At 67.8% G+C, this 11,741-nt stretch carries 6 protein-coding genes and 1 pseudogene; 3 read left to right on the forward strand and 4 right to left on the reverse strand.

Annotated features, from left to right (window positions below; translation table 11 throughout):
- The 3 genes from WT97_RS00005 to WT97_RS00015 all read left to right on the forward strand — a co-directional run.
- On the forward strand, positions 1 to 4,482 hold a 4,482-nt coding region (locus tag WT97_RS00005), incomplete at its 5' end, for an S-layer family protein (protein ID WP_060352544.1).
- A gap of 107 nt (positions 4,483 to 4,589) precedes the next feature.
- Positions 4,590 to 5,312: an OmpA family protein gene (locus tag WT97_RS00010; protein ID WP_082751299.1), complete on the forward strand. Its 723-nt coding sequence runs from the start codon at positions 4,590 to 4,592 to the stop codon at positions 5,310 to 5,312.
- Between the two features lie 315 nt (positions 5,313 to 5,627).
- Positions 5,628 to 6,362 (forward strand): response regulator transcription factor, encoded by a 735-nt coding sequence (locus WT97_RS00015; RefSeq protein WP_060352545.1) that lies wholly within the window; start codon positions 5,628 to 5,630, stop codon positions 6,360 to 6,362.
- 109 nt (positions 6,363 to 6,471) lie between these two features.
- On the opposite strand, the gene WT97_RS00020 is transcribed toward WT97_RS00015, so the two are convergent.
- From WT97_RS00020 to WT97_RS00030, 4 genes and pseudogenes are all read right to left on the reverse strand, one after another.
- Positions 6,472 to 7,158 (reverse strand): response regulator, encoded by a 687-nt coding sequence (locus WT97_RS00020; RefSeq protein WP_060352576.1) that lies wholly within the window; start codon positions 7,156 to 7,158, stop codon positions 6,472 to 6,474.
- A 249-nt stretch (positions 7,159 to 7,407) separates the two neighbouring features.
- Positions 7,408 to 10,221: a YadA-like family protein gene (locus tag WT97_RS00025; protein WP_373558468.1), complete on the reverse strand. Its 2,814-nt coding sequence runs from the start codon at positions 10,219 to 10,221 to the stop codon at positions 7,408 to 7,410.
- A gap of 72 nt (positions 10,222 to 10,293) precedes the next feature.
- Positions 10,294 to 11,403: pseudogene (locus WT97_RS35155) on the reverse strand (ESPR-type extended signal peptide-containing protein); the annotation flags it as partial.
- Between the two features lie 51 nt (positions 11,404 to 11,454).
- Positions 11,455 to 11,685, reverse strand: a complete 231-nt coding sequence (locus tag WT97_RS00030) for a hypothetical protein (RefSeq protein ID WP_060352547.1) — start codon at positions 11,683 to 11,685, stop codon at positions 11,455 to 11,457.
- Positions 11,686 to 11,741 lie beyond the last annotated feature (56 nt).

The raw sequence follows: 11,741 nt of genomic DNA on the forward strand, positions 1-11,741 counted from the left end.
GACACCGTGACGCTGGGCAACGCGGGCACGCCGGTGACGCTGTCGAACGTGGCGGCCGGTGTTGCCGATACGGACGCAGTGAACGTGAGCCAGTTGAGGGGTTCGGGCCTGCTCGATCCGGCGACGGGTCAGCCGATCGCGGCTGTGACGTACGACCGTAACGCGGACGGCACGCCGAACTACGGTTCGGTGACGCTGGGCGACGGCAACGGCCCGGTGAAGGTGACGAACGTGGCTGACGCAACGGGCGACAGCGACGCGGTGAACCTCGGCCAATTGAAGGACACGGGCCTGGTCGGCGACGACGGTCAGGGCGGCCTGACGTCGCTGGCGGTGACGTACGACGACGCGACCAAGGCAGGCATCACGCTGGGCAATGCCGGTACGCCGGTGGCAATCCACAACGTGGCTGCAGGCGATCTGTCGGCGACGAGCACGGACGCGGTGAACGGTTCGCAGTTGTTCGCGACGAACCAGAGCATCGGCGACCTGAGCGACTCGCTGAAGAACGGCGGCGTAATCGATCCGATTACGGGTCAATCGCTGGCGGTGGTATACGACAGCGCGGCGAAGGACACCGTGACGCTGGGTGGCGCGGGCGCAGCGACGCCGGTTCAACTGAAGAACGTGGCGGCCGGTACGGACGACACCGACGCGGTGAACGTGAGCCAGTTGAAGGGCTCGGGCCTGATCGACCCGGCGACGGGTCAGCCGATCGCGGCTGTGACGTACGACCGTAACGCGGACGGCACGCCGAACTACGGTTCGGTGACGCTGGGCGACGGCAACGGCCCGGTGAAGGTGACGAACGTGGCTGACGCAACGGGCGACAGCGACGCGGTGAACCTCGGCCAATTGAAGGACACGGGCCTGGTTGGCGAAGACGGTCAGGGCAACCTGACGTCGCTGGCGGTGACGTACGACGACGCGACGAAGGCCGGCATCACGCTGGGCAACGCCGGTACGCCGGTGGCGATTCACAACGTGGCTGAAGGCGACCTGTCGGCAACGAGCACGGACGCGGTGAACGGTTCGCAGCTGTTCGCGACGAACACGCGTGTCGGTTCGCTGGAAGACTCGCTGAACAACAGCGGCCTGATCGATCCGATCACGGGTCAATCGCTGGCAGTCGTATACGACAGCACGGCGAAGGATCAAGTGACGCTGGGTGGTGTGGGTGCGGCAGCGCCGGTCCAACTGAAGAACGTGGCGGCCGGTACGGACGACACCGACGCGGTGAACCTGGCGCAGTTGAAGGACGCGGGTCTGGTCGCGCCGATCGATCCGACGAACCCGGGCACCGGCCTGGCTTCGCTGGCGGTGACGTACGGCAAGAACGCGGACGATTCGCCGAACTACGATCAGGTCACGCTGAAGGGTGGCGCGAACGGCACGACGCTGTCGAATGTGGCGGCGGGCACGCTGTCGGCGACGAGCACGGACGCGGTGAACGGTTCGCAGTTGTTTGCGACGAACCAGAACCTCGGCGACCTGAGCGACTCGCTGAAGAACGGTGGCGTGATCGACCCGACCACGGGTGAATCGCTGGCGGTGGTGTACGACGACGCGACGAAGGCTGGCGTGACGCTGGGCAACGCCGGTACGCCGGTGGCGATCCACAACGTGGCGGACGGCGTGCTGTCGGCGACGAGCAAGGACGCGGTGAACGGTTCGCAGCTGTTCGCGACGAACCAGAGCATCGGCGACCTGAGCGATTCGCTGAAGAACGGCGGCGTGATCGATCCGACCACGGGCGAATCGCTGGCGGTGGTGTACGACAACGCGGCGAAGGATCGCGTGACGCTGGGTAATACCGGCACGCCGGTGACGCTGTCGAACGTGGCCGCTGGCGTGGGTGACACCGACGCCGTGAACGTGGGCCAGTTGAAGGACACGGGCCTGGTCGGCGACGACGGTCAGGGCAACCTGACGTCGCTGGCGGTGACGTACGACGACGCGACCAAGGCCGGCATCACGCTGGGCAACGCCGGTACGCCGGTGGCGATCCACAACGTGGCTGCAGGCGATCTGTCGGCGACGAGCACGGACGCGGTCAATGGTTCGCAGCTGTTCGCGACGAACACGCGTGTCGGTTCGCTGGAAGACTCGCTGCAGAACGGTGGCGTGATCGATCCGATTACGGGCCAATCGCTGGCGGTGGTGTACGACAGCGCGGCGAAGGACACCGTGACGCTGGGTGGTGTGGGTGCGGCCGCGCCGGTTCAACTGAAGAACGTGGCGGCCGGTACGGACGACACGGACGCGGTGAACGTGGCGCAGTTGAAGGACGCGGGCCTGGTCGCGCCGATCGATCCGACGAACCCGGGTGCAGGCCTGGCTTCGCTGGCAGTGACGTACGACAAGCATGCGGACGATTCGGCGAACTTCGACCAGATCACGCTGAAGGGCGGCGCGAACGGCACGACGCTCACGAACGTGGCGGCGGGCGCGGTGAACGCGACCAGCAAGGACGCGATCAACGGCTCGCAGCTGTACGGCACCGCGCAGAGCGTGGCCGATTCGCTGGGCGGCGGTTCGACCGTCGGCGCGGACGGCAGCGTGACGAACCCGACGTACTCGCTGGCCGATCCGGCGGACGCATCGCAGAAGGCGGACTACCACAACGTGGGCGACGCGCTGGCGAACCTCGATGGCCGGGTCGTGGACAACACGACCAACATCACGGTCATCAAGAACCAGTTGGCCGATTCGGGCCTGGTGGATCCGGTGACGGGTCAGTCGATCGCTGCGGTGACGTACGACCGCAACGCGGACGGCACGCCGAACTACGGCTCGGTGTCGCTGGGTAACGGTAGCGGCCCGGTGCGCGTGTCGAACGTCGCCGACGGTGTGGCGCGTAACGATGCAGTGAACCTCGGCCAGCTTCAGGACGCGGGTCTCGTCGCACCGGTCGATCCGACCAACCCGGGTTCGGGCCTGGCGTCGCTCGCGGTGACGTACGACAAGCACGCGGACGGCTCGGCGAACTTCGACCGCATCACGCTGGCTGGCGCGAACGGCACGACGATCACGAACGTGAAGGCGGGCGCGGTGAGCGCCACCAGCACGGACGCGGTGAATGGCGCGCAGTTGCACGGCGTGGCGCAAAGCGTGGCCGACTCGCTGGGCGGCGGTTCGACCGTCGGCGCGGACGGCAGCGTGACGAGCCCGACGTACGTGGTCAACAACCAGACGTTCAACAACGTCGGCGACGCGATCACGAACATCTCGAACAGCCTGGCGGACGGCTCGATCGGTCTGGTCCAGCAGGACGGGACGACGCGCGACATCACGGTCGCGAAGGACACGGACGGCACGCTCGTGGACTTCGCGGGCACGGCGGGCGACCGCGTGCTGACCGGCGTGGCCGCGGGCGCGGTGAACGCGACGAGCAAGGACGCGGTGAACGGTTCGCAGCTGTACGGCACGGCGCAGAGCGTCGCTGACGTGATCGGCGGCGGCACGACGGTCGACGCGGACGGCAAGCTCGCGGACACGGCGATCGAGGTGAACGGTTACAAGTACAAGACCGTTGCCGAGGCCGTCCAGGCCGCGGCCGCGTACGGCGCGACCGATCCGCTCGCGGTGCGTTACGACCTGAACGCCGACGGCACGCCGAACTACGGTTCGGTGACGCTGGGCGGGACGGCGGCGGCGCCGGTGGTGCTGACCAACGTCGCGGACGGCGTGAACAAGTACGACGCGGTGAACTATGGCCAGTTGAGCGACCTGCGTGACCAGTTCAGCGGTCTCGACGATCGTGTCGGTGCCCTCGAGCAGAATCCGGGCAACGGCGGCGGCGGCGGCGGCGGTGGCGGTTCGGGCGACAACCCGTACTTCGCCGGCACCGGCGATGCGGATTCGACCGCGGCCAACGCCGGCACCGGCACGGGCAACACGGCGGCCGGTTCGGGCGCGAACGTCGGCGGCGGGGCGAACAACGGCACGGTGATCGGGTCGGGTTCGAACGTGTTGAAGGACAACGGCACGGCGATCGGCTCGGGTGCATCGAGCACCGGCGAAGGCGCGACCGCGATCGGTAGCGGTGCGAACGCGTCGGGCAACCAGTCCGTCGCGATCGGCGCCGGCTCGGTGGCGAACGAAGCCAACACGGTCTCGTTCGGCAACGGCACCGACGAAGGCAACCGCCGGATCGTCAACATCGCGGACGGTATCAACGCGAACGACGCGGCGTCGAAGGGTCAGCTCGACCGCGCGGTGGGCGGTCTGCAAGGGCAGATCAACGACGTGTCGAAGAACGCGTACTCGGGCATCGCGGCCGCCACGGCGCTGACGATGATTCCGGGTGTCGATCCGGGCAAGACGTTGTCGTTCGGTGTCGGCGGCGCGACCTACAAGGGCTATCAGGCAGTGGCGTTCGGCGGCGAAGCCCGCATCACGCAGAACCTGAAGATGAAGGCCGGCGTGGGTCTGTCGAGCGGCGGCAATACCGTCGGCGTGGGTGCGTCGTACCAGTGGTAATCGCGCAGGGCGGGGCGGTTCGCGCCGCTCCGCCCGCGTGACGCCGCTTCCCGCATTCCATTCATTCCAATTCAATCGGGCGTCCACCTTCGGGCGGACGTTTCATCATGACCATGAAAACCTTGTTGTTGCGCGCCGCGTCGATCGGCGCGATCGCGATGGCGCTCGGCGCCTGTACGACCCAATCCGGGCTGACCTACGACATTCGTGCGGTGTCGATCCCGGGCCAGCCGGACCGCGCGTTCCGCGTGAGCTGCGACGGGCTGCTCGGCAGCGCCAATTCGTGTGCTCGCGCGGCGGAAGAGTTCTGCCAGGGCAAGGGCTTCACGCCGCTCGAGATGATCGATCGCGTGTATAGCCGCGCGCCGATGAAGGATCCGCGCGAGATCACGTTCATGTGCGGCAAGCCGCAACCGGTCGCGCAGCCGGCGCCGCAGGCACAGCCGCAAGCGCAACCCGCGCCGCAGCCGCAACCGGTGCAGCAGCGCCAGGTGCTGCTGCAGGGCGACGCGAACTTCGCGACCGACAGCGCGGCGCTGACGTCGCGGGCCCGCAACGATCTCGACCGCTTCCTCGCGGTGAACCGCGGCGTGCCGTTCGCGCGTGTCGCCGTCACCGGCTTCACCGATTCGACGGGCGGCGCGGCGCACAATCGTGCGCTGTCGGAGGCACGGGCGCGCACCGTGGTGAACTACCTGCGCGCGAACGGGCTGCAGGCGCGTTCGTTCGTGGCCGAAGGCCTCGGCGCGTCGGACCCGGTCGCATCGAACGCGACGGAAGAAGGTCGCGCGCAGAACCGCCGCGTCGAGATCCGTCTCGACGTGCAGTAACGCATCGCGTGGCGCCGGTTATCCGGCACCCGTCATGCCGGCGCCGGCCATGAACCGGCGCGCGGGCGGCACGCGGCGGGATCGGCGCGTGCCGGCTTCCCTGGCAGGCTTCAGGCCGCCGGCTCCAGAAGAGCCGGCGGCCTGTTTCTTTTTGGGGCGGGGTGGCGGGTGTCGGCGGCCCGCGCCCGATCCGTGGATCACGCCCCGGTTTCATGCGAAGATAGCGCCGAATCCAGATCCGGCCACGCGCGGTCGCGCCGGCGCCGGCAACCGGGCGGCCGTACGCCGCCTCGACAGCGGTGAACCCGGACGACTATGGGAAGCTATCAGATACGCGTGGTACTGGCCGACGACCACCCGGCAATGCTCGTCGGCGTCGAGCACGGCCTGTCGTCGGTGCCGACGATTCATCTCGCGGGCAAGGCCGGCAATTCGACCGAGCTGATCCGCTTGCTCGACGACGGCGCATGCGACGTGCTCGTGTCCGATTACGCGATGCCCGCCAACGAGCACGGCGACGGCATCGCACTCTTTTCCTACCTTCAGCGCCGCTATCCGGACGTCAAGCTGGTCGTGCTGACCATGCTCGACAACGCGGCCGTCATCGGTGCGCTGGTGCGGCTCGGCGTCGGCTGCATCGTCAGCAAGTCCGATACCGTCGATCACCTGATTCCCGCGATTCATGCAGCCGCGACGGGCGGCAGCTACTATTCGCCGTCGGTCGACAAGGTCGTGCGCACGCTGTCCGCGCATTCGAGTGCACGCTTCGTCGATCAGGCGCCCACCCTGAGCACCCGCGAGATCGAGGTCGTGCGGCTGTATGCGTCGGGGCTGACGATCAACGAAATTGCAGAAAGGCTGAGCCGCAGCAAGAAAACGATCAGCACGCAGAAGTCGCGCGCGATGCAGAAGCTCAGTATCGAAAAGGACATCGACCTGCTGCGCTACGCGATCGAGCACGGCATCGTGGCCGCGTCGGGCAGCGAGGGGAAAGGCGGGGAAGAAGCGGGCGGGGAAGGGAACGACGGGAATCCGGGCGCCGGCGCCTGAGCGCCGGCGTTTGCTCGCGGCCGCGGCCGTGCGAGCAAACGCCGATAGTCAGCGGTCGGCGTAGCGGCCGGCGATCGGCGGCGGGCGGCCAGCGGACGCCGCCACGCGGTCAGGAGGTCGTGTCGACCAGCGCGGCCGCGCTGCCCGGATCGGCGACCAGGCCGCACGCAATCGCGTAGCGCACCACGTCGACGTCGCGCTCGAGGCCGAGCTTCTGCATCGCCGAGCTTTTCTGCGTGCTGATCGTTTTCTTGCTGCGGTTCAGTTTGTCCGCGATCTCGTTCACCGAGAGCCCCGACGCGAACAGCCGCACCACTTCGACCTCGCGCACCGACAGCGTGGGCGTCTTGCCGCCGACGGTGCCGAGCTGGCGCAGCGCGCGGTCCATCGACGGCGACAGATACCGGCCGTTCGTATAGGCCGCGTGGATCGCCATCGTCAGGTGATTGGTCATGTCCGACTTGCTGACGAGGCAATGGATCCCCAGATCGATGAGCGCACGCAGCGCGACGGCGTTTTCCAGCATCGTCATCACGACGATCTTCAGGTTCGGGTAGCGCTTCACGACCGCGCTGAACAGCGTGATTCCGTCGCCGTATTCGTTGCCCGGCATCGCGTAGTCCGATACGAGCACGTCGCACGGATGGGCGGCGAGCGCGTCCATCAGCGCCGTCGAATCGTGCGCGGTCGTGACGACCGCCACGGTGCTCGATGTCGATAGTTCGTACTGGGCGCCGACGACGACGGCCGGATGGTCGTCGGCAATGATCACGCGGATGGGGAAGCTTTTCATCATGTTGGTCTCGATTGTCGCGCCGCACCATGCGGGGCGCGTTTCGTCGTTCTGCATAAATGCCTGTCGAGCGCCGGCGCGAGGGTGCGGTCGCGGCCGGCCTCGCGGCCCCGCCATGACACCCTCGCACCGACGGCCGGTGGCGGCTCGCAAGGAACCGCCACCGGCCGTCGGGCGAAAAAGCGGAGGGATCGCTCCCCCCGCTTTCGCTCCGTTGCTCCGCGAATCGGGTCGAATCGCGGAGCCGGCCGGTCAGAACTCGTAGCCGACCTGGGCACGCACGCCTGCATCGCCCGTCGACGTGACGGACAGCGCGCCGTTCATCAGCCACTTGCCGTCGCGCGTCCGGTAGGTCGCGCCGGCCGCCACTGCCGAGCCGCTCTTGTAGTTCGCGGCGCCGACCGCGACGACGGTCTTGCCCGGCTGCGACGGCGTCAGGTTCGGCATCGCCATCGCCGCGGCCACGCCGGCGTACGCGTTCTTCGCGACGTCGTTGATCATGCGGTTGGTTTCGCCGAAGCGCTGGTCCACTGCGTCCATCGCACGGTCGAGCTGGCCCTTCGTCGCCGCGTCGTTCGCGTTGATACCGTCCGCGACGTTGACGAGCCGGCGATTGCCTTCCGCGGTGCCGTCACCGAACGAAACGGTGTTGGCTTCGTCCGCTTTCGAGCCCGCGCCGATCGCGACCGAACCGTTGCCGGTTGCGCTCGAACCCTGGCCGATGGCCGTGCCGTTCTCGCCGGCGACGGAACCCTGGCCGATGGCCGTACCGTTGTCGCCCGACGCAACCGAGCCCTGGCCGATGGCCGTGCCGTTGTCGCCCGTGGCAACCGAGCCCTGGCCGATGGCCGAACTGTTCTCGCCCGACGCGTTCGAGCCGCTGCCGACCACGAGCGACCCGTCGCCGCCGGCGCCCGTGCCGGGACCCATGCCGCCACCCGAACCACCGCCCGAGCCGCCGCCGGTTTCGAGATCGCCGACGCGATTCGACAGGTCGCCCAGCTGGCCGCTCAACTGGCCGTACTGCTGCGCGAAGTCCTGCTGCATCGCGTACAGCTGGCCGCCGTTCACCGCGTCCATGCTGCCCGACGCGATCAGCCCCGGCGCGACGTTGTGCAGCGCCGTGCCGTTCGTGCCGCCGAAGGTCACGCTGTCGAGGTCGATGCCGTCATAGACCACGGCCGCGATTTCCTTGCCCGTGTAGTCGATCAGGCCGGTCGCCTTCAACTGCGCGATCGTCACTGCGTCGTCGTCGTTCACGCCGTTGCCGACGCCGCTCAGCGTGCGCGGGCCGCCCGTGCCGGCAAAGCTCACCGACGTGCCGCCGGTGGCCGCGCCGACCGTGATCGCGCCGGTCGCCGGATCCTGGCGGACGAGGCCGATTTCGCCTGCCGCGAGCTGGTTGCTGATCGTCGTGATCGCGCCTTCGTTGTTCGTCACGCGGCCGTCGAGGTTCGTCACCGCGTCGCCGACGTTATGAACGACGGTCGTGCCGCCGTTGCCGTCGCCGACCGTGAAGCTCGGTGCGGTGATCGACCCGTCCGGGTTGACGGTCGAGCCGCCGCCGATCGCCGACGCGACGCTGTCCGACACGCCGTGCAGCTGCGAGCCGTTGACGGCTTCGTTGCTCGTCGCCGACACGTCGCCCGCCGCGACGCCGGCCAGCTTGCGCTCGCCTGCGGTGCCGGTGAAGTCGACGACCGCGCCGTCCGTGTCCTTCGCGACCGTGATGTTGCGCGTCGTCGCGTCCTGCTGGACGAGGCCGACGGTGCCGCTGCCGATCTGGTCCGCGAGCTTCGCGATATCGCCTTCGTTGCTCGTCACGCGGCCGTCGAGGTTCGTCACGACGTCGCCGACGTTGTGAACGATGGTCGTGCCGCCGTTGCCGTCGCCGACCGTGAAGCTCGGTGCCGTGATCGAGCCGTCCGGGTTGACGGTCGAGCCGGCGCCGATTGCCGATGCGACGCTTTCGGACACGCCGTGCAGTTGCGAGCCGTTGATGGCTTCGTTGCTCGCGGCCGACACGTCGCCTGCCGCCACGCCGGTCAGCTTGCGGTCGCCCGCGGTGCCCGTGAAGTTCACGGCCGCGCCGTCATTGCTCGCGCCGACCGTGATGTCCGCGCCAGCGCTCGCCTGCTGCACGATGCCGATCGTGCCGCTCGTCAGGTCGCCGAGCTGATTGTTGATGTTCGTGATGTCGGTCGCGTTCTTCGTGATGTCGCCCTTGGCGGTCGTCAGTTCGCCGTCGAGCGCGCCGAGCGCGTCGCCGACGGTATGCTGCGTGCCGCCGTTCACGAGCGTGTACGTCGGGCCCGTGACGGCACCCGTCGTCGGGTCGATCGACGCGCCGCCGCCGAGTGCGGTTACAACGGGTTCGAGCTGTGACACGTTCACGGCGTCGGTGGCTTGCGTGCCGGCGGCCATGTTGGTGATCTGGCGTTGCTGTGTGGCGTTGCCGACCGATACGCTGTTGTCGCGATCGGCGAGCGAGTTGACGCCGAGCGCAACCGACTCCGCACCCGATGCGACTGCACCGACGCCGAGGGCGGACGAGTGATAGCCGGTGGCCGATGCGTACGCACCGACTGCGGTGGCCGCACCTGTGGTGGTGCCGGTCCCGCCGATAGCCTCCGCGCCGAAACCGAACGCGGAACTGTTGCGGCTGTTCGCGACCGTGTTGTTGCCGACGGCCGTTGCGGCTACGCCGGTGCCTTGCGCATTCGCACCGACGGCGATCGCGCTGCCAGCCGCTTGTGCTGCGGTGGTGCCGGATGCCGTGTCGACCTTGAAGTAATCGTCGGTGACGGCCGTGGCAAGCTTGTTGTTAATGGTCGTGATGTTGCCGTCGAGTGCGCCGAGCGCGCCGCCGACGGTGGTCTGCGTGCCGCCGTTCGCAAGGGTGTACGTCGGGCCGGTGACGGCACCCGTCGTCGGATCGATCGTCGCGCCGCCGCCGAGTGCGGTCAAGACAGGCGAGAGCTGCGACACGTTCACGGCGTCGGTGTCCTGCGTGCCGGCGGCCATGTTGGTGATCTGGCGTTGCAGTGTCGCGTTGCCAATAGACAAGCTGTTGTCTCGATCGGAGACGGCACCAGCACCAAGTGCGATGCTGCTATCGGCTTGCGCGGTGGAACCGGCGCCGAGCGCGAACGATTGAACGTTGAGTGCTTTGGCTCCGTAACCGATGGCGGTTGCACTGCCCTCCGACGCGCTAGCCAGATAACCAACTGCGGTAGCGCCGTTGAGTTCCGCATGAGCATTACCACCGATCGCAACCGCACGATTCCCGGACTTTGCGCCGCTGCCTACCGCAAGGCTATTGCCGGCGGCTGTTGCATTTGCACCAATTGCCACCGCTTGATAGACCGCTCCGGTTGCATTGGCATTCGCGTTGTTGCCGATTGCGATGGCTCCGGCTGCGGTGGCTGTAGCGCCGGCAGTACCATTTACCTTGATGTACGCATCATCGAGCGCCGCAGTGGTACCGATCGAACGCGGACTCATCGTGTTGCCGATTTTGCACACGCCGGCCGCATCGAGCGCGCCGTCTTCGCCATCCGCCGTCGTACACGCATCGGCTGCGAACGCGCCGCCGATACCCGCGCCGCTCAGCGCGAGCGCAACCACGGCCTTGCGCGCGACGCGCGCCGAACCCTTCGAATGCGATTTCGCCGTTTCGGCGACAGCCGTCCACGTGCCCGTCGCGGCGTTCCAGATATTGCGGTACGTCTTGTTCATATCCCTACTCCTTTCAGTGTGTGAGGTATCTGAAAGCATGGTAAGAATTGAACGCGTTCGAATATGTCGTCCGAGGCTGAATCGCCCGGCCTTCTGCGTAGGGCCAGTCCTACACGCTGGCCAGCGCGGGGCGCGCCGTACATCAGGCGTCCGCTTGCGGGACGAATGCGAGCCGGCGCAGGCATGCGGATCGGCCCGGCACGCGCCATCGCGGCAATCCGGCGCGCATGTCGGGCGGCACCGCAGAGTTGTGGCGCGCGTATCGTGGGTCGGAAGGCGGGAAACGGAAGACATGCGGGTCGAATACGGTGACACCGGGAACCGTTGAGGGGACGGCAAAGCGGCGATTCGACGGGAGGGGACACCCATGCGTCCTGCGGACGCACTGCTGGCGCATACGCGCAGCCGGACCGTGACACGGCACATGCGGCCTGCGTGGCAACGGAAACGACGGACTGAGGGGCGGGCGCTTGGTGCTCGCATCTGGCAGCGTGTATGTATCAACACCATCACCCATCTCTGTCGTGGCCGCGCCCACCGACCACCACCAACGCCCGCGCCTCAGTCGGCTCCCTGCCGGATCGCAACGATCGTCGCCGGCATCATGTCAGGAGAGCTTACCGTCAACGCTCGCGTCATCCAATCGGACCAGGCTGAAAGTGAAGCCATGCGGGTGAGGATCAGCGTTGCGTTGCTTCGGCGCATGAACGGCGGCTTCGCTGCCATCCATTCAAAATGCGGATCGTGGAAACGGCGCGTGGCCGATGCGATATCCACGGGCGACGTGGCCATCGTGCCGGCCGGCGTCGCGTGCGGCGATCGGCCCAGTCCGACTCCGGTCGCGACGA

The sequence above is a fragment of the Burkholderia sp. MSMB1459WGS genome (assembly GCF_001534535.1).
In the GTDB taxonomy this organism is placed as follows: Bacteria; Pseudomonadota; Gammaproteobacteria; order Burkholderiales; family Burkholderiaceae; genus Burkholderia.

Coding starts and splice junctions, on each gene's coding strand:
- WT97_RS00010 (WP_082751299.1), top strand. CDS start 4,590: ATGACCATGAAAACCTTGTTGTTGCGCGCCGCGTCGATCGGCGCGATC.
- WT97_RS00015 (WP_060352545.1), top strand. CDS start 5,628: ATGGGAAGCTATCAGATACGCGTGGTACTGGCCGACGACCACCCGGCA.
- WT97_RS00020 (WP_060352576.1), bottom strand. CDS start 7,158: ATGATGAAAAGCTTCCCCATCCGCGTGATCATTGCCGACGACCATCCG.
- WT97_RS00030 (WP_060352547.1), bottom strand. CDS start 11,685: ATGGCCACGTCGCCCGTGGATATCGCATCGGCCACGCGCCGTTTCCAC.